Source organism: Marinococcus sp. PL1-022 (genome assembly GCF_033845285.1).
Taxonomy (GTDB): domain Bacteria; phylum Bacillota; class Bacilli; order Bacillales; family Marinococcaceae; genus Marinococcus.
Genome location: NZ_JAWXCX010000001.1, coordinates 1,488,226 through 1,503,359, shown reverse-complemented (window position 1 = coordinate 1,503,359; position 15,134 = coordinate 1,488,226). Strand labels below are relative to the sequence as shown.

Here is a 15,134-nt window from a genome sequence, read left to right as displayed (position 1 = left end):
GTCTCAGTGATCCTTTCTGTTCGTGTTTTACTGTTCGGGAGCGTCAAATGTAACCGTTCGTTCCCACGGCTCTTCCTGATAGCCTATCCTGTCCTTTAAAACCGGATGCTCCTGCTCATAGACGATTTCTGCCGGACGGTCTGCTTCCGTGTCGTCCAGCGTTTCCGGCGTGATCGAAGCGTCCGCTGAATATACCAGAAATAAAAGTGCAAATGCAAACAAGGCCAGCATGGTCCAGTCCGTGAAAGTAAAAGCTTTGAGTTTATTCATGTGCATGTTCCCCCTGAATGAGAATGTATGTTCTTATATTCATCCAGTATACCAGAATACCTGTTCCCGTCAACAAAAATATTAGAACGGGTGTTTGCGTTTTTGTTCCCCTCATGCTATACTTTATTCAGAAAAATTCCTCAAAAGGAGGTGCGGAGATGAAGCTATCCAAGCGCCAGCAGCAAATTCTTGATTATATAAAAGAAGAAGTAAAAGAAAAAGGCTATCCGCCTTCGGTACGGGAGATCGGGGAAGCTGTCGGACTCGCTTCGAGTTCTACGGTTCACGGGCACCTCGCCCGCCTTGAAAATAAAAATTTAATCCGCCGCGACCCGACAAAGCCACGGGCGATTGAAGTGCTTGAGCTTGAGGACCAGGGCAGTGAGCCGATCCACGAAAGCAAAGCCGTATACGTGCCGGTCATTGGTAAAGTAACGGCCGGGGAACCTATTACTGCGGTGGAAAATGTCGAAGAATACATCCCTCTTCCAGAGCGCATGGTGACCGATGAAGAGCAGGTATACATGCTTACCATCCAGGGCGACAGCATGATTGAGGCCGGGATTTTTGACGGGGATCTTGTTGTTGTGCAAAAACAGCAGACCGCCGATAACGGCGATATCATTGTCGCTATGACCGATGAAATGGAAGCAACGGTTAAACGGTTTTATAAAGAAGAAAACTTTATCCGGCTGCAGCCTGAAAATGCCACCATGGATCCGATTATTTTAGAAAACTGTACGATACTCGGCAGAGTCACCGGCGTTTTCCGCACCATCTTTTAATCACACAAAACAGGCCGCCTGCAATTTTTAAAAAGCAGGCGGCCTGTTCTATATTATGCCCGTGCAGCAAGCGTCCGGTATTCCGTAACAATTTTGTCTTTTCGAATATCCCGATCAGTAATTACCACTACCGTGGCTGACGTAATGTGTTCCCGTTCAATAAATTCGAGCCCCCGGAGCCAGAGCCACTCATACACCGTTGTCATATCTACATCCAGTTCGTTTTTTTGAAGCGCCTCTGCCGTAATCTGCATCGACAGCAGCAATCGTTCACGTTCAAAAATGTGAAGCACCGGTCCATTAAAATGTTCAGACTCTCCCGGGCTGCCTTCATACGATCCGTGGTAAAAGTCAAGCAGGCGTGCCATCACTCTTCCCCCTTTAACGACTTCAGGACTGATCCATGCCCGAAGTTCGTTTTTCTATTGGTGAATTGTGATTCCTTTTCCCTGCACCTCTGCTGCTAAACCCGAATTTCTTCCACACCTCCTGAAAGGCTACTGGTCAAGCCATTCTTTAATCTGCTGCTTGTCGTTATCATCAAGATTGCCTTCCTCGATCCAGTAGCTCATCAGCTTCATCATGCCCTTCTTGGAGAGCCCCACCCGGCTGCTGTCGGACGGGTGGCTGCTGATGTCCGTTTTTCCGTATTGGTAAATGGATACATACGGCGCCTCCGCGTGGTTTAAATTGTGAAGATCCTTCTTTTCAAAATGCAGCATTAGTATGCCCCTTTCTGTTTTCCGTAATTTTTTTCACCTGTGCCCGCCACAAAAAAGAGCCTCCCGGGAAGGAAAGCTCCGCTTAGCGTTTACATGGATTTAGAATACGGTTTGTGACAGATCGAATGATCGATCGTTTCATCGGATTCACCGCTGTACACACAATCGCAGGTATCTAATACGTAAGTATGCTCTTTGGCGTGAATGACCTGACTTCCCTGATGAAATAACAGTTTTTCATCGGCCGGCTGAAAATCACTCATCGAATGAAGCACCACTTCATAGCCATCGGCGTATTCAATCACCTTGTAATGAATTTCATGACCGTCACTGCTATACGTCACCTGCGGCTGCGTTCTGCATTTGAATTCCACTAAAGCCACTGTCATCCACCCCCTCCACTTATTTATACCACAGTTTATGCTGTTCGAGAAGACACCCGCCCGTTTTTTTCAGAAAGAATTTCCCTTCGTACCCGGTGAAAGCCGTTTCTCTCAACGCCTGCTGCCCAAAAAGCAATCAGCCTGTTTCTTCTATATAAATAGAAACAAAAAGCACCCTCTCAGCTGGAGGGCGCTTCGAACTCTCTCAATAAATTGTCGTACGTTTTGTTTAATTCTCCGTCGGTCACGTCCTGAACGGTGATGACGAGACGCTTTCTTTCCGTCGGCTCTTCCTGCTCCAGATAGTCCATACCGATATTCCACAGCCATTCCGGCACGTTTTCTTCCTTTAAACTGGCTTCGGCTGCCATCGCCGAGGTGGTTACCTGGACGAGCAGCACCAGCTCTTCCTCCTGATACACTTCGACTGATTCTCCGGCAAAATGGATCGGACGTACGCGGTAGCCTTTCAGCCCCTCCTCGGAAAAACCCGGTTCCTGTGCCATAGTCATCCTCCTTTCATCCAATTACGACTGTTCCTGGAGCGCGCTGCTCCCTTCGAGCTCGATGCTTTCCTGATCCACCCGGGTAATATACACCTGACCGCCAAACTGAAATCCCTCCCGGGTGTAAAAATACAGATCCAGTGCAGGGGAAGCACTGTCGAACGCCTGATGGAAAAATTTCTCGTTTTCGCAGTCTGTAATGGTGACGGTCCAGCGCTCCAGCGGCCCGTCACCTGCCTGCAGCTTCCCTTCATTTACATGAATAATTTCATTTGTGGAGATTGTTTTAACGGATTCAAGTGCTAATGTCGGCATTGCGTCCTCCTGGGTGTCGTTATTTCTTTTGGCTTCATTCTTTAAAAAAAGGCGGCTTGTTTAAAACCGCCTGCTTGGTACATTAATTTCTATTCGTCCACCTGCCGCTTATATTCTTCATAAAGCTCGCGGCCTTCTTTTGTAATCGCGATGCCGCTGTAAACCGCCTGATCTTTCTCTCCGGAGGCATCGTCATACGTCACGTATCCGTGCTCCGCAAGCTCCTGAAAACGGTCCTGTTCGATTTCATCTGCCGGCGACCATTTGGCCCCGATTTCCCCGCGCTCGACTCTTCCGGCGAGCTGGGCCATCGCTTCTTTTCTCGGACTCATGGCTTTCTCTCCTTTCTCCATCGTGGAGCATCTTTTCACAGCTATAATCCCCGAATTCACGTGTATTAAACGTTCGGATGCCAGCTTCCCAGCATACAAAAACAGGCGCCAGCTTCAGCTGCCGCCCGTTCTTCAGTCCTGCTTTATATCTGCACGAGTTCATCGAGACCGTCGAGGTGGCAGTGCTTCTTCTCGCTGCCTTCAATGTTTTTGAATTGAACGAGTCCCTGATACTCTGCTTCTTCGGTTTTGATCCGGATGCTTATGCTGTTTCGGCTCGTAAACTCCCCGGAAAATTCCTGCTCCGCATTATAAATGACTATGGTCCAGGCACTTTCCCCAATCCGGTCCGGATCGGACGTTTCGAGATACAAGTACGCAGAATCAAACCGAAGCTCCGATTCGTCGAGTACAATTTCGTTAATTTCCTGGGTTTCCTGTTTCATTTTTGTCGCCCCTTCACTCTAATAGGTGCTGCACGTGCCGGCAGAATCACCGGCTTCTTTTTATCCTATTACACCCGGGAGACGATTTGAAACCTCGGAAAAGCAGCGGCCGGGCAGAAGGCCCGGGTCACTCCTTCCATTTGTGAATGACATAAAAAGCGACTGCCGGGGTCGGAAACTGCGTTAATCCCCAAAGGCCCCATTTCCATTTTGCTTTTCCCTGCTTTTCTGCTTCCCGGTAAAGCCACCAGGCCTGCAGAAGCAGCAGCGGCACCAGCAGCCAAGCGGTGTTTCTTTTCTTGTTCATCATCATCTTCCTCTCTGACAAAGACTGGGAGGTACTTTGTTCATTATACTACGCCAGCGCTTTTAAAAGTTTTCTATCTAATAAAAAAACCGGACTTTCTGGAAAAAGTCCGGTCCGCACCTGCGTAATATAAAATGTCCGCCTACTCCCGTGCACCATAAGCATGTCCGGTTTTTACATATTGTCCTTATCTTTCCAGTGCTCATTTAAGACCGGCAGATCACTTACTACCGAAATAATTCGTTCATTTTCCCGGAACTCCCGTATGCCCTTCAGCAGCTCCTCTTCGGTATTAAAAATATGTTTTTTTCTTGCCGGGAATTTTTCCTTGATGTCTTCTTCTGTCCCTACGAAAACTTCATTTCCTTCTTCATCGATCACGTAAGAAAATTGAGAGATAGCGCATGCTCCTTTCAACTTCTGTTCCGCTCAAAGCATAACACTCCTACGCCCTATTGTATAGGAACGAGCCGCAGCCTGCCGCAGTAAACATGCAGGCCCTGCTAAAATGATAAAACTCCTTTCCAACAGAAGTGATGCTATTGTATATAAAAATAAACATAAATCCATCAACAAAATGCATACACGACAACAGTTATCCGTAGCGCAAAAATGTATATGTAAAAATACAAAGGATACCCGACACCCCGGCGTATCCCCTGATTTATTTCCCCCTGGCTATTGCTAATACAAAATATAAGTGTTTCCATGGAGCGTCATCGTTTCCTGGTCAAATGGCATATAGATCCGGTCGTACTTCGGGGAAAACGAGCTGTCATCAAGAGCATGTATGTCAAATACAAATCCCTCATCGCTCTCCCACGTTAAACAGTGCAAAAGACTCCCCTCATCGCTTAACAGCACCTGCACATAACGGACGTGACGGTTGACATACACGACAGCCATCGCTTAGCCCCCTCTCTTTAATGATACTTCAATTCCAAGTAATAAAGTACTATTATTTTTCGAATTACGAAATTTATTTTCCGGTTCTTTTTAACCCGGTTTATATTTTTACCGCTGTATATCGTGTGTATCTTTTAAGAAACACTGCACAATTTAATTTTTTGTATATAATTAACTACAATTTTAAAATCCATAAAAACAGCCCGGAATGTTTCCGGACTGCATCTGTTGCTTTTATTCTTCAATATAGGGAAGAAGCGCCTGTTTAAATAATATTGATGCCTGTTCTTCATTAAATACAGTGCCCGTTTCCGTTTCCCATCGGCACGAGTTTAAGTCCTTCAGGTAAGCACTGCGCGGCCGGACGTCGCTGACGTTATAGGCAGAGTCGTTAATACGAATCTTAAAGTTCATTTCCAGAAAGCCTTTACGGGTGAAAATCTCACCGGATTCAATAATAAGCTCCGAAACGCCGTAAAAATATTTTACGTGCTTGTTGCTTTTTACCTTTTCTACTTTTAAATCTGACCGTCCGTTAATGGTCCCCATTAATTCATCAAACATGCCTGTCAGCTCCTCCGAGCAGGCACGTATGCTTTCCATCTGCTTTTCCTCTTCCACGGTGGACGCCTGTTTTTTATTCTGGCGGGCCGTGCTTGATAACTGATGAATCCAATTGTCCATGTAAGACCCCTCCCTTTATCGCAGGAATTTCATTTTGCTATTCACATCATCATCGAGCGGCGCGTAGGCCCCTTCGATGTAGTGCCACTTGATGAGGAATTTTGACCGGACGAACTTTTTCTCGCGCTGCGTCTGCAGCAGCTTTTCCCCGTCTTCATCTTCATCAAGCTCGGCTTCGATTTCATGTTCGATCCATATGCCCATCTCATCGATGGAATCAATTTTGACGATAATAAACTTTTCCATTGTCTTAGGCGCCAAAATCAACTGCAGTACTTTATCCTCCTTGGCTACATCCGCGAGAGCGATTCTAACATTTTTTCCTATGGAATCTCGAAATGACATGTTTACCTCCTGTAGAAACGTTTTATGCTGCTGGTTAGTATCCCGGGTCTTCACATTTCTTTAGATTGTCTCTTTCCGGCCGCTTTGGCCGGCATGCTCATTGAAAAAGCACCCCACGCGGGATGCTTTATTAGTACTTGCTAATTTTCCCCTGGCCTTTGATAATAATATTTCCTTCCGACTCTTCGTCGCCTGCTTTCGACGCCCTGCCTGTTCCTTCATACTCCGCCAGGCTGTTGTCCTTAATGCGGAACTCGTTGCCCTGATCCGAAAACAGCTCCATGCCTCCGGTGAAATTAATTAATTCCGCCTGCCAGGTATTATCGTCTTCAATCGTCAATATACCGCTTTCTATCGGGATTTCTCCCCGTTTATCACATGTTATAAATTGAAATTCCAGTTTTTCCATTCCCGGTGTCCTCCTCCGTGTGCTGTGCGGCAGAGAAGCGTTAGCCTGCCGTTCTTCCTATACCCGTCTTTCCCTGTTCCGGGCGGATTAAAAACCAGGATCCTCATTTTTTATAAAGGAAACTACAGTTTTTTAGCCCAGACGATCGTGTCATGGACAGCTTTCGCCTCATGCCGCAGCTCGTTGCTTTTTTTCATTCGGTCGATTCTCACAAGCACTGTGGCTGCATGCAGCTTTCCTTCAAACCGCTCTGACAGCTCGTCTGCCACCTTCAGTTCATGGGATTTTCCCCGGTCCTTCAGATAGTCGACAATCAGTTTGTCCAGCTGCTTTTTCTGCTTTTTATTCACGGCCTTTCCTCCTTTATCATACGTTTCATCACCGTTAATCCCTTTTACCCGCTTTTACTGCCGGGGTAATCCTTTTTCTGCCCAGCAGTTAACATAATCATATTATTTATTAAATGAAAAGCCCTCTTCAATAATACGCTGTTGGATTTCATTCCCGGCCATCTTCTGCTTTAAGCAGCCAAAGGGAAATTTTCACCCTCGAAAACAGGAAACTCCGCTTATAACCTAGAAGTAAACAGTTAACCCCATCAACTTATGAGGAGGCGGATTATGCATACGATGAACGTTATTTTGGTTGCTGTAGATGGTTCCGAGGAAGCAGATTATGCGTTTGAAACTACTCTTCCGATTGCTAAGGCCCAGGGGTCCCAGCTTGTGATCACTCAGGTGATCAACCGCAATGCCTACCGGCCGATGAGCAATTACGACTCCACCGTTATCAGTAACGTAGAGGATGACGCACGCCAGCTGCTCGACAAATACAAAAAGCAGGCAGAAGAGTTTGGCCTCACGGATGTGGTGGCTGATATTGAATACGGTTCGCCGAAAACAGCTATTCCACACGATCTTGTGCCAAAATATCATGTCGATCTAATTGTCACAGGAGCGACTGGTTTAAACGCCGTCGAGAAGATGTTTCTTGGCAGCGTCTCCGAGCACATTACAAAAAATGCCCACTGCAGTGTGATGGTCGTACGGCTATAGTCTGGTAAATATGAAAAATCCCGGGGCCTGAAGGAGGCTTCCGGGGAAATTTACATCACTACAGACGGCAGATTTCGCTCGAGCAGAGATTGTGCAGCGGGCAGTTGCACAGCCTGCGCAGGTAAAGCATATCGTGAATGACGATACGTCCGTTCTCATAGGAGAGCACGCCGGCCTTTTTCCATTCATTCAGGCAGCGGTTCACGCCCTCTCTTGATAAGCCAATGTATTCCCCAAGCTCGGCATTCGTGAGCTTCAGCTGAAGCACGGTTCCATTTTCCGTGCCGGCGCCGTACGTGGTGCTGAGCCGGATCAGCGTGGATGCGAGGGCTCCGTTTTTCCCGTACAGCAGCAGATCCCGGAATTTCGACTGTTCCTTTAACGTATTGCTGCCCATCCACTGCATCATTTTCAGGGAAAAGGTGCCGGATTCTGTGATCAGCGCTTCGATTTGTGTTTTTTTGATCACGCCGACCAGGCTGTCGGTGGCGACTTTCGCGGAAAAATCGTGGCGCACCGCATTCAGATCGCCGTATTCACCGGCCAGATCTCCGCTTCCAAGCAGCGTGATCGTCAGCTCCTTGCCGTCGCTCGTGCTTTTTTGGATTTTCACGGTTCCGTTGTAGAGAAAATAGAAATAATCAGAAGGGTCTCCTTCTAAATACAGGTACGTGCCGGCCCGTTTATGCGCCGGCTGCGTGCGCGCCTGGAAACGGTCAAATTCTTCAGGTGAGAGCATACTCGCAAAGGATCCGCCCGGCTTCTCGTGCACTGGAAGACTCTGAAGGGGCCTGCTCATTATTTCCATCTCCTTCGATAGTATTACCATGATACTATCAAAGGGTATTTTTAAAAAATATAAGGGAAAACCCTTAATTATTTTTTCCTGCTTTTTTAACACTTCATGGTTAATCCTCTGGGCAGGAGCTCCCGGAGCGCCTGATTGTATGAATGCCTAACCATGCCTAAGAAGGTGACAGTATGACTTCGATCGTTTTAATAAGCAGACGTCCGATTTACCGCAAAGCGCTGCGAGCACTGCTCGACGAAGCTCCGGACTGTACCGTCGTCAAAGAAACAGCTGACTGGCCGTCGGCAGAGGCTTTCCCGGCCGGGGACCCGAGGGTTGTCTGTGTCGTTGATGCCGGCACGCTGTCCCCGGTTTCGGCGATCGCAAACCGTCCCCTGCTCCCAGCTGTATTTTTAGTCTCCGGGGAGGAAACGCCCGCTTTTCTGCAGCAGCTATACGAACGAGCGTCCACCGGCTGCCTGCTGCACACCGATTCCCTGGACGAGTTATACGAAGCTATCCGGGCTGCCGCCCGGCGTACCCGTTACGCCTCTGCTTCCTTTCGCGCCTTGATTGAGGCCCGGGGCATGCCTCCTGCCACCCGACCTCCGAGGCGGCTGTCTCCGCGGGAGTGGGAGGTGCTTTACTATATCACCCTTGGCTACGCCAATAAAGAAATTGCCGATACGCTCGTGATCAGCGTCAAAACCGTGGAGGCCCACCGCACCAATCTCATGGAAAAGCTCGCGATGAAAACCCGGAGGGAGCTCGTGGAGTACGCCTATCAAACCGGGCTGATTCATTCCAGCAAATAGCCCTACTGCTCTCTATGCTCGAGCGGCTGGCGCACCACCAGCACGTCACAGATCGCCCGGTGTGCGATTCCTTCAGCCACGCTTCCAAGCAGCAGCCGCTCCGTCCTGTTCATGCCGGACGCGCCGCTTACGATCAGGTCAATTTCATGCTGGATGGCATATTCCTGTGGAATAATCAGCTTGGCCGCCCCGTAGAGAAGCGACGTCGTTACATTTGTAACACCGAGACGCTCCGCTTCGGCTTTATAATCCTCCAGCATTTTCCGGTCATCGTCCTCGATGGTCTTCAGAATATAGGCGTTCAGGGACGTGGAATACAGCAGGTGCGAGTTAAACACGTGCACGATAAACAGGTCCGCCCCTGTCTGCAGCGAGAGCTGGATGCCCTTTTCAAACGCCAGGCCCGCTTCCTCGGATCCGTCCACGGCTATCAGAACCCTTTTATATCCGCCCGCGCTTTCCTTCCGGACGATGAGCACGTCCTCCCTGGCTTTGCGGAGAATGCCGCTCGACACACTTCCCATCACCAGCTTTTCCACCGTGCCCATGCCGGAGGCCCCGGTTACGATCAGATCAGCACCGAATTCAGGGGCGAGCTCTCTTGGCACCGTCGACTTGGGAGCGCCGGAGCGAAGCACCGTCTCCACCTTCGTCACACCCACGCTTTCGGCTTCGGCGGTAAACTGCTGCAGCATTGCTTCGTTCGTTTTCTTCGTTTCCTCCCAGGCGGACGGAACGTAATACTGAAACGCGCTGAAATCCCGTTCATTGACTACATGGGCAAACACAAGCGATGCCTCAAAACGGCCGGCAAGCAATACAGCCGTCCGGGCTGCCCGCTTTGCTTCCTCGGACCGGTCCACTGCAGCAAGAATGGTTTTATACATATCGCATCTCCTCTGTACGTTAATTTTTTGTTGTGTTTTCTGCCTTCAGGACAGCGGCAGATCTGCTTCCGAAAAATAATACGTCACCATGCCGCCCCGGTGCGTCCGGTATACCGTCTCAAACGGCGGAACCCGTTCAATTCCGACAATTTTAAACGTCCGCTCTCCCACCGTAACAGCGTCTGCAAGCTCCAGCTCGATATTTAAATGGTCCACCCGGGCCCATTTTCGAACGTGCTCCCTCGTGCCGATGTAAAGCACTTCCTCTCGCCGGTGCGGCTCGTCAAAAATGTATACAAACCGTATATACTCCTCTTCTCCTGCCTCTTCCGCCCTCTCTCCGGCATATTCCCAGTGGTGCTTCTGCATGGTCGAGCAGTCCCCCCTTTATTACTTGTGCGCTTCGCAAATGTGCTCCTCTGCTCCGGCAGTGCCTACATCACCCGGAAGGTCCACGTGTTCGTCCGTCTCTGCTTCGCATCCCCGGCCGGCAGGGCTGCCTTTGTCGTTAAGTAATAGTATTTCCGGAACACGTGCAGGGTCCACTCCTCCAGGCTGAACGCCGTTGCCCCGTCCTCCGGGAGCCTGCTGATAAACGACAGCCCGTAAAAGTACCGCTTCATCTGCGCCGAGGCCTGCAGCGACGGCGTGTCAAGCGCGATAAAGGCGGCGTGGTTCAGCGTCCCGGGGAGCGCACGCTCTGTCATGAGCGAATATTCCTGCCATTCCTGCGTATGAAAGTAATACACGTAAAAGGGAAGCAGGCAGGCGACTTCCGGATTGCCGTCCGCCCGGTCGTTTAACTCCGGCAGCGTACGCGGCACGTCCCTGCATTCATTCCACATTTCCTTCCAGACAATCTGCTTTAATCCATCCTTCATACCGAAGCTCCTTTGTGCTTTATTTTCAAAGCCGATGCAGGCTGCACCAGCTTTTGTTTATAGCTGCTTGTGAGGCCATTATAAATAGAAAAGTCCCGGTTGGATGTGAGGTTCCTCACACGCCGGAAGGAAAAAATGAGCTAAACTATAGGTACCATCAAAAAGCCAGAAGGGACTGATTGCAATGACGCTGCACTATGAACGTATTCTCGTCGCTCTCGACGGGTCGGATGAAGCGGAATACGCTCTTCAAAAAGGCATCGAAACCGCCCTCACCTACAAAAGCGCACTCGCGTTCTGCTACATTATCGACTATCACAACATCCGCGAGCTCCGCCGGGAGTCGCCGGATCTGTTAAGCGCATCGGAGCGTATCGGCACCGACATTTTAAACCGGGCCAAACAAAGCGCCGAGGACCAGGGCGTAAAACAGGTGCTGACGTTTTTAAAGGAAGGCCCTCCCAAAGCGATAATTCCCGGCGAAATTGCCCATGAGTTCGGAGCCGACCTGATTCTCTCCGGCGGCTCCGGGGCCGGCACGTTTGAAAAAAGGATTTTTGGAAGCGTGGCTGCAAGCATCGTCCGCCATGCCTCCTGCGACGTCTGGATTGTCAAAAACGAAGAGCCGCCAGCGCCGTACCGCTCTGTGCTGATCGCTGTCGACGGCTCCGAGGTGTCCACGAGCGCTTTATATGCCGGGCTCGACATTGCCAAACGGGAGAAAAGCCGGGTGCAGGTCGTGTACGTGCTGAATACGCCGTTTATTTCCTCGGCCGAATACCATACCGAGGAAATTATTCAGATGTACCGGGACCGCGGCAGGGAGCTGCTCGAGGAATACCGCACGCTGAGCGCCGGGGCAGACATTGCCGCCATTGATTTTTCCGTCGAATACGGAGCGCCGAAGGTAGTGATTCCGACCGAGGCAGCCAACAAATTTGACGCGGATCTGATTGTTGCCGGCTCCTCCGGGATGGGACGCGCCGAGCGCCTGTTTCTCGGCAGCGTCTCGGAGGGCATCGTCCGCCGTGCCTCCTGCGATGTGCTGATTATCCGAAACGACTATCTGCCGAAATAGCATTGCTTTCGGCCCGCTTCGCTGCAAAGGCGCAGCGGGCTTTTTTTACTGCCGTTACCATGAATAGGTGTTACCTCTTTTCAACTGTGTACCTTTTATTGTAGTTATATTCTGTTGATTGCTGTCGGCGAAAAACCCTGTAGTTTTGGTTATTTTCTTTTCCCATGCTTTCTTGTACACTATGAATAACGCTAATAACCGCTACTTTTTTCACAGATGATGTCCATCTATTTCCTATCTATACGCAACCAATTATGCAGCGGGGTGATTCTATTGAAAAAACCAGTCAGGCTTTTGTGCTCCGCCCTGGCACTCACGCTCCTTCTTACTGCATGCAGTGAAGAACCCGGCGGCGACGCTGCGGAGGAGCAGACGAGCGACCAGGCATCACAAGAGGAAAGCTCTACGGACTCGGAGGAGCAGACAGAAGAACATAACGAAGATGTTGAAAACGGGGAAGCTTCCGGCAGTGACAGCGATGAAACAACGGAGGAAGACAAGCAGGAGGACACTTCAAATGAGGAAAATGCCAGTGAAGCTGAAGAAGCCTCCACTGAAAATACATCCTCCGACAGCGGCAGTACGAATGAAGATACAGCCGCTGACGACACCAACGCGACCGTCACCAACGTCGTCGACGGCGATACCATTGATGTAGACTACAAGGGCGGCGAGGAGCGCATCCGTCTCATTCTTGTCGACACTCCGGAGACTAAGCACCCGCAGATGGGCGTGCAGCCGTTCGGCCCGGAGGCGACCGATTTTACGACAAGCGAGCTGGCCGGTGAAGACGTGCGGCTCGAGCTCGGCGTCGAGGAACGCGACTACTACGGACGGCTGCTTGCCTACGTGTTCGTAGACGGGGAAAACTTCAATCAGCAGCTGATTGAGGAAGGGCTCGCCCGGGTCGCTGTCTATCCGCCGAACACGGAGTACCTCGACGAATTTGAAGCCGCGGAGGAAGAAGCCCGGTCGGCCGGCATCGGCATCTGGTCGCGCGAGGATTATGTGACCGACGACGGCTACGTGGAGCAGGATGAGGAACCGGAGGAATCCTCCGGGGATTCCGGTTCTTCGGAAGACACTGACTCCTCCGGCAGCGAAGGCTCCTCTGACGACGTGTATTATGAAAACTGCGACGCTGCCCGTGAAGCCGGAGCTGATCCGGTCCGCGAAGGGGACCCGGGCTACGGCGGTCACCTGGATCGTGACGGCGACGGTGTCGGCTGTGAAACGTAAATAGGATAAAAAAAGCAGGCCCCGGCAGCGTACGCCGGGCCTGCTTTTTATTGCTGCTGCCGTCTCAATTTAATCCTGAGGCAGCACCTCCACATAGTTTTCATGCGTCGTAATATACGTGCCCGAGATGAGTTCAAACAGATCCGAGCGTTCCTCCATCGGCACGCGGCGCTCGATCGTAAACACCTCTCCCTCAGTGACTTTCCCCGCTACGGCTCCGCTGTCCCAGGACGGTTCGCTGCGGTAATTCACCTGGCTCGCGACAACCCGGAGCAGGTCTCCCTTTCCGCCGACGTTGGTGAGCGGGCCCGCTGTGCTGTCAACGACGCGCCGTGCCCCGACGTAGCGGGCCTGCCAGTAGTCGCGCGTCGAATCGGCGAATGCCACCCCGGTGGAGCCCTGCGCGCCTAAAAACGTCTGGCCGTCCACGTAAAAGCCGACATGGGTCACTTCGTTATGGTTCAGATCCTCCGAGCGGGTGTCCTTCCAGAACAGCAGATCGCCGGTCCGCAGATCTTCCTCCGCAATGGGCGTACCCGTCTCCGACTGGCTCGCTGCGGTCCGCGGGATAATCTCGCCGGTCACGTACTCGAGCACATAGCGGACAAAGCCGCTGCAGTCAAAGGTGTCCGTACCGTCGCCGCCGAATTCATACGGCGTGCCGAGATGATCCTCCCCGTACGTAATCAGCTGATGCCCCAATGTGTGTGCCAATGCTCATCATCCTTTCCTGAAGCGAATAGGTGCCGGCTTTTTGCCGCCCTACCCAGTAAAGGAACCCGGACGCTGCTTTTTACAACCATTTGCCGAAATTTTTTCATTGATGAAAAAAGCATCCGCCCGCAGGCAGATGCTCAGTGTTAAATGAAGTTGACGCTGACGCTTGTTACTTTTTTGCATTCCACTTCGGTGTTGAACCATTCGCTGAATACCTCGGACATTTTCAGATCCTGCTTTTTGCCCTTTTTCAGCTTTTCAATAATTTCATCCACGCTCGGGGTCTCGTTGGACTTCGGCACAATCAGCCGGTCCCCGTCTTCGATGAAAAAGATAATAGATGTGTACATAACGATCCCTCCCAAATTTATAGCACCGCCGTCTATTTTACATATAATTGGGCCAAACGACCACCAATTAAGAAAAAATGGCGCCGCTGCGGTCAGATTTGCCCGGCCCGGTGCCGGTCCCAGCTGAACGCAAACACCTCCCCTGCTTCCCACAGGTCACTTTCGTGATGCCATCCCGAGCGGACCGGCGTAAATTTAACGTAGTACCATTCCGGTCCCTGATGGTGATTCCGGATCATCACCACACCCCACTGCTGTCTCGCCTCACTGAACACCCGAGTGCCTGGTTCGTAATACACCATAACCATCCCTTTCATTTAAAGCTATACGTTCAAAAGGCAGGCCGCAGGCGTATTTGACAACCCCCTCCGCTATTTTCCTGTGGTACAATAGCCTTAACCAACTACGGAAGGCGGGATAGGGTGGCTTCCATTATTGCCGCTTTGATTGTCATTTACCTTGGGTGGCCAGCGTACACGAAAAAGAAAAAGGCAAAGCAGGACTGACCCCGTTGGAAGAAACGGGGTTTTTACGGGCCGGCCGCTGAATTGAAGGCAATGGGCCCGCCTACTACTTCCATGGGGGGATGCTTCGTGGGCGTTTTTCTGATTAGTGTTGATTTAATCAACAACACCAAAACCAGCAACTACGACGATCTGCTAGATGTCATCACACACTTATCCGTGCATGATAAAGCAAGGCTTGTTACCCGGAATGTCATCGTATTTGAAAGCCTGCTCGAGACAGCAGAAATCAGACAGGCCGTGGATGCCTTTCTAAGAAATTTAAAAATCAGCGGGGAAATTGCTAAATATCATTTTATTTTAAGCAGAGTCCGTGAGCTGGAGTTCAAATCAAAGGAAGAGCACTTTTTAAAAACCATAAAGCAGGAGAATCATATATAGCGACAGG

28 protein-coding genes are annotated in these 15,134 nt (G+C 50.5%); 6 read left to right on the top strand and 22 right to left on the bottom strand.

Features of this window, described 5'->3' with window-relative positions:
* Positions 1-27 precede the first annotated feature (27 nt).
* The gene (locus SIC45_RS07700) at positions 28-270 is read right to left on the bottom strand and encodes a hypothetical protein (RefSeq protein WP_319631715.1); all 243 of its coding nucleotides are present in this window, start codon (positions 268-270) and stop codon (positions 28-30) included.
* 158 nt (positions 271-428) lie between these two features.
* Between SIC45_RS07700 and lexA the strand changes: the two genes are divergently transcribed.
* Positions 429-1,055, top strand: a complete 627-nt coding sequence (gene lexA, locus SIC45_RS07695) for a transcriptional repressor LexA (RefSeq protein WP_022792125.1) — start codon at positions 429-431, stop codon at positions 1,053-1,055.
* Positions 1,056-1,108: 53 nt separating this feature from the next.
* On the opposite strand, the gene SIC45_RS07690 is transcribed toward lexA, so the two are convergent.
* From SIC45_RS07690 to SIC45_RS07625, 14 genes are all read right to left on the bottom strand, one after another.
* Positions 1,109-1,423 carry a hypothetical protein gene (locus SIC45_RS07690; protein ID WP_319631714.1) on the bottom strand — a complete coding sequence of 105 codons (315 nt, stop codon included), beginning with the start codon at positions 1,421-1,423 and terminating at the stop codon, positions 1,109-1,111.
* Between the two features lie 129 nt (positions 1,424-1,552).
* Positions 1,553-1,777, bottom strand: coding sequence for a hypothetical protein (locus SIC45_RS07685; RefSeq protein WP_319631713.1), 225 nt, complete (start codon positions 1,775-1,777; stop codon positions 1,553-1,555).
* 89 nt (positions 1,778-1,866) lie between these two features.
* Complete coding sequence (locus SIC45_RS07680; RefSeq protein WP_091610843.1) at positions 1,867-2,166, bottom strand: hypothetical protein; 300 nt, start codon at positions 2,164-2,166, stop codon at positions 1,867-1,869.
* Between the two features lie 173 nt (positions 2,167-2,339).
* Positions 2,340-2,666 (bottom strand): hypothetical protein, encoded by a 327-nt coding sequence (locus tag SIC45_RS07675; RefSeq protein ID WP_319631712.1) that lies wholly within the window; start codon positions 2,664-2,666, stop codon positions 2,340-2,342.
* Positions 2,667-2,687: 21 nt separating this feature from the next.
* On the bottom strand, positions 2,688-2,981 hold the full coding sequence (locus SIC45_RS07670) for a hypothetical protein (RefSeq protein ID WP_319631711.1): 294 nt from the start codon (positions 2,979-2,981) through the stop codon (positions 2,688-2,690).
* An 89-nt stretch (positions 2,982-3,070) separates the two neighbouring features.
* Complete coding sequence (locus SIC45_RS07665) at positions 3,071-3,313, bottom strand: hypothetical protein (RefSeq protein ID WP_319631710.1); 243 nt, start codon at positions 3,311-3,313, stop codon at positions 3,071-3,073.
* A gap of 143 nt (positions 3,314-3,456) precedes the next feature.
* The gene (locus tag SIC45_RS07660) at positions 3,457-3,759 is read right to left on the bottom strand and encodes a hypothetical protein (RefSeq protein WP_298785687.1); all 303 of its coding nucleotides are present in this window, start codon (positions 3,757-3,759) and stop codon (positions 3,457-3,459) included.
* A 127-nt stretch (positions 3,760-3,886) separates the two neighbouring features.
* Entirely contained in the window at positions 3,887-4,066 is a 180-nt protein-coding gene (locus SIC45_RS07655; protein ID WP_319631709.1) for a hypothetical protein, read from the bottom strand.
* Between the two features lie 174 nt (positions 4,067-4,240).
* A complete protein-coding gene (locus SIC45_RS07650) occupies positions 4,241-4,483 on the bottom strand; it encodes a hypothetical protein (RefSeq protein ID WP_319631708.1) in 243 nt (80 codons plus the stop codon).
* 267 nt (positions 4,484-4,750) lie between these two features.
* Positions 4,751-4,972 (bottom strand): hypothetical protein, encoded by a 222-nt coding sequence (locus SIC45_RS07645; RefSeq protein WP_319631707.1) that lies wholly within the window; start codon positions 4,970-4,972, stop codon positions 4,751-4,753.
* 234 nt (positions 4,973-5,206) lie between these two features.
* Complete coding sequence (locus SIC45_RS07640; RefSeq protein ID WP_319631706.1) at positions 5,207-5,656, bottom strand: hypothetical protein; 450 nt, start codon at positions 5,654-5,656, stop codon at positions 5,207-5,209.
* Positions 5,657-5,671: 15 nt separating this feature from the next.
* Positions 5,672-6,001 carry a hypothetical protein gene (locus SIC45_RS07635; protein ID WP_298785676.1) on the bottom strand — a complete coding sequence of 110 codons (330 nt, stop codon included), beginning with the start codon at positions 5,999-6,001 and terminating at the stop codon, positions 5,672-5,674.
* Positions 6,002-6,131: 130 nt separating this feature from the next.
* A complete protein-coding gene (locus SIC45_RS07630) occupies positions 6,132-6,410 on the bottom strand; it encodes a hypothetical protein (protein WP_319631705.1) in 279 nt (92 codons plus the stop codon).
* 122 nt (positions 6,411-6,532) lie between these two features.
* Positions 6,533-6,760, bottom strand: a complete 228-nt coding sequence (locus tag SIC45_RS07625; RefSeq protein WP_298785672.1) for a hypothetical protein — start codon at positions 6,758-6,760, stop codon at positions 6,533-6,535.
* A 270-nt stretch (positions 6,761-7,030) separates the two neighbouring features.
* Here SIC45_RS07625 and SIC45_RS07620 point away from each other — a divergent pair, with 270 nt between their 5' ends.
* Positions 7,031-7,465, top strand: coding sequence for a universal stress protein (locus tag SIC45_RS07620; RefSeq protein ID WP_319631704.1), 435 nt, complete (start codon positions 7,031-7,033; stop codon positions 7,463-7,465).
* A gap of 58 nt (positions 7,466-7,523) precedes the next feature.
* Here the strand turns inward: SIC45_RS07620 and SIC45_RS07615 are convergent, their stop codons facing one another.
* Entirely contained in the window at positions 7,524-8,264 is a 741-nt protein-coding gene (locus SIC45_RS07615; RefSeq protein ID WP_319631703.1) for a Crp/Fnr family transcriptional regulator, read from the bottom strand.
* A 182-nt stretch (positions 8,265-8,446) separates the two neighbouring features.
* Between SIC45_RS07615 and SIC45_RS07610 the strand changes: the two genes are divergently transcribed.
* Positions 8,447-9,070, top strand: coding sequence for a response regulator transcription factor (locus SIC45_RS07610; protein WP_319631702.1), 624 nt, complete (start codon positions 8,447-8,449; stop codon positions 9,068-9,070).
* 2 nt (positions 9,071-9,072) lie between these two features.
* Here the strand turns inward: SIC45_RS07610 and SIC45_RS07605 are convergent, their stop codons facing one another.
* The 3 genes from SIC45_RS07605 to SIC45_RS07595 form a co-directional block, all read right to left on the bottom strand.
* The gene (locus tag SIC45_RS07605; protein ID WP_319631701.1) at positions 9,073-9,957 is read right to left on the bottom strand and encodes a universal stress protein; all 885 of its coding nucleotides are present in this window, start codon (positions 9,955-9,957) and stop codon (positions 9,073-9,075) included.
* A gap of 45 nt (positions 9,958-10,002) precedes the next feature.
* Complete coding sequence (locus SIC45_RS07600; protein ID WP_319631700.1) at positions 10,003-10,326, bottom strand: hypothetical protein; 324 nt, start codon at positions 10,324-10,326, stop codon at positions 10,003-10,005.
* Between the two features lie 65 nt (positions 10,327-10,391).
* Entirely contained in the window at positions 10,392-10,838 is a 447-nt protein-coding gene (locus SIC45_RS07595) for a hypothetical protein (protein ID WP_319631699.1), read from the bottom strand.
* A 184-nt stretch (positions 10,839-11,022) separates the two neighbouring features.
* Between SIC45_RS07595 and SIC45_RS07590 the strand changes: the two genes are divergently transcribed.
* Positions 11,023-11,916 carry a universal stress protein gene (locus SIC45_RS07590; RefSeq protein WP_319631698.1) on the top strand — a complete coding sequence of 298 codons (894 nt, stop codon included), beginning with the start codon at positions 11,023-11,025 and terminating at the stop codon, positions 11,914-11,916.
* 273 nt (positions 11,917-12,189) lie between these two features.
* A complete protein-coding gene (locus SIC45_RS07585; RefSeq protein ID WP_319631697.1) occupies positions 12,190-13,155 on the top strand; it encodes a thermonuclease family protein in 966 nt (321 codons plus the stop codon).
* 69 nt (positions 13,156-13,224) lie between these two features.
* Here the strand turns inward: SIC45_RS07585 and SIC45_RS07580 are convergent, their stop codons facing one another.
* From SIC45_RS07580 to SIC45_RS07570, 3 genes are all read right to left on the bottom strand, one after another.
* Entirely contained in the window at positions 13,225-13,869 is a 645-nt protein-coding gene (locus SIC45_RS07580; protein ID WP_319631696.1) for a C40 family peptidase, read from the bottom strand.
* Positions 13,870-14,015: 146 nt separating this feature from the next.
* On the bottom strand, positions 14,016-14,222 hold the full coding sequence (locus SIC45_RS07575) for a hypothetical protein (RefSeq protein WP_022792098.1): 207 nt from the start codon (positions 14,220-14,222) through the stop codon (positions 14,016-14,018).
* 92 nt (positions 14,223-14,314) lie between these two features.
* Positions 14,315-14,521 carry a hypothetical protein gene (locus SIC45_RS07570; RefSeq protein ID WP_319631695.1) on the bottom strand — a complete coding sequence of 69 codons (207 nt, stop codon included), beginning with the start codon at positions 14,519-14,521 and terminating at the stop codon, positions 14,315-14,317.
* A gap of 294 nt (positions 14,522-14,815) precedes the next feature.
* Here SIC45_RS07570 and SIC45_RS07565 point away from each other — a divergent pair, with 294 nt between their 5' ends.
* Complete coding sequence (locus tag SIC45_RS07565) at positions 14,816-15,127, top strand: hypothetical protein (RefSeq protein WP_319631694.1); 312 nt, start codon at positions 14,816-14,818, stop codon at positions 15,125-15,127.
* Positions 15,128-15,134 lie beyond the last annotated feature (7 nt).

Coding starts and splice junctions, on each gene's coding strand:
- SIC45_RS07700 (WP_319631715.1), bottom strand. CDS start 270: ATGAATAAACTCAAAGCTTTTACTTTCACGGACTGGACCATGCTGGCC.
- lexA (WP_022792125.1), top strand. CDS start 429: ATGAAGCTATCCAAGCGCCAGCAGCAAATTCTTGATTATATAAAAGAA.
- SIC45_RS07690 (WP_319631714.1), bottom strand. CDS start 1,423: ATGGCACGCCTGCTTGACTTTTACCACGGATCGTATGAAGGCAGCCCG.
- SIC45_RS07685 (WP_319631713.1), bottom strand. CDS start 1,777: ATGCTGCATTTTGAAAAGAAGGATCTTCACAATTTAAACCACGCGGAG.
- SIC45_RS07680 (WP_091610843.1), bottom strand. CDS start 2,166: ATGACAGTGGCTTTAGTGGAATTCAAATGCAGAACGCAGCCGCAGGTG.
- SIC45_RS07675 (WP_319631712.1), bottom strand. CDS start 2,666: ATGGCACAGGAACCGGGTTTTTCCGAGGAGGGGCTGAAAGGCTACCGC.
- SIC45_RS07670 (WP_319631711.1), bottom strand. CDS start 2,981: ATGCCGACATTAGCACTTGAATCCGTTAAAACAATCTCCACAAATGAA.
- SIC45_RS07665 (WP_319631710.1), bottom strand. CDS start 3,313: ATGAGTCCGAGAAAAGAAGCGATGGCCCAGCTCGCCGGAAGAGTCGAG.
- SIC45_RS07660 (WP_298785687.1), bottom strand. CDS start 3,759: ATGAAACAGGAAACCCAGGAAATTAACGAAATTGTACTCGACGAATCG.
- SIC45_RS07655 (WP_319631709.1), bottom strand. CDS start 4,066: ATGAACAAGAAAAGAAACACCGCTTGGCTGCTGGTGCCGCTGCTGCTT.
- SIC45_RS07645 (WP_319631707.1), bottom strand. CDS start 4,972: ATGGCTGTCGTGTATGTCAACCGTCACGTCCGTTATGTGCAGGTGCTG.
- SIC45_RS07640 (WP_319631706.1), bottom strand. CDS start 5,656: ATGGACAATTGGATTCATCAGTTATCAAGCACGGCCCGCCAGAATAAA.
- SIC45_RS07635 (WP_298785676.1), bottom strand. CDS start 6,001: ATGTCATTTCGAGATTCCATAGGAAAAAATGTTAGAATCGCTCTCGCG.
- SIC45_RS07630 (WP_319631705.1), bottom strand. CDS start 6,410: ATGGAAAAACTGGAATTTCAATTTATAACATGTGATAAACGGGGAGAA.
- SIC45_RS07620 (WP_319631704.1), top strand. CDS start 7,031: ATGCATACGATGAACGTTATTTTGGTTGCTGTAGATGGTTCCGAGGAA.
- SIC45_RS07615 (WP_319631703.1), bottom strand. CDS start 8,264: ATGAGCAGGCCCCTTCAGAGTCTTCCAGTGCACGAGAAGCCGGGCGGA.
- SIC45_RS07610 (WP_319631702.1), top strand. CDS start 8,447: ATGACTTCGATCGTTTTAATAAGCAGACGTCCGATTTACCGCAAAGCG.
- SIC45_RS07605 (WP_319631701.1), bottom strand. CDS start 9,957: ATGTATAAAACCATTCTTGCTGCAGTGGACCGGTCCGAGGAAGCAAAG.
- SIC45_RS07600 (WP_319631700.1), bottom strand. CDS start 10,326: ATGCAGAAGCACCACTGGGAATATGCCGGAGAGAGGGCGGAAGAGGCA.
- SIC45_RS07595 (WP_319631699.1), bottom strand. CDS start 10,838: ATGAAGGATGGATTAAAGCAGATTGTCTGGAAGGAAATGTGGAATGAA.
- SIC45_RS07590 (WP_319631698.1), top strand. CDS start 11,023: ATGACGCTGCACTATGAACGTATTCTCGTCGCTCTCGACGGGTCGGAT.
- SIC45_RS07575 (WP_022792098.1), bottom strand. CDS start 14,222: ATGTACACATCTATTATCTTTTTCATCGAAGACGGGGACCGGCTGATT.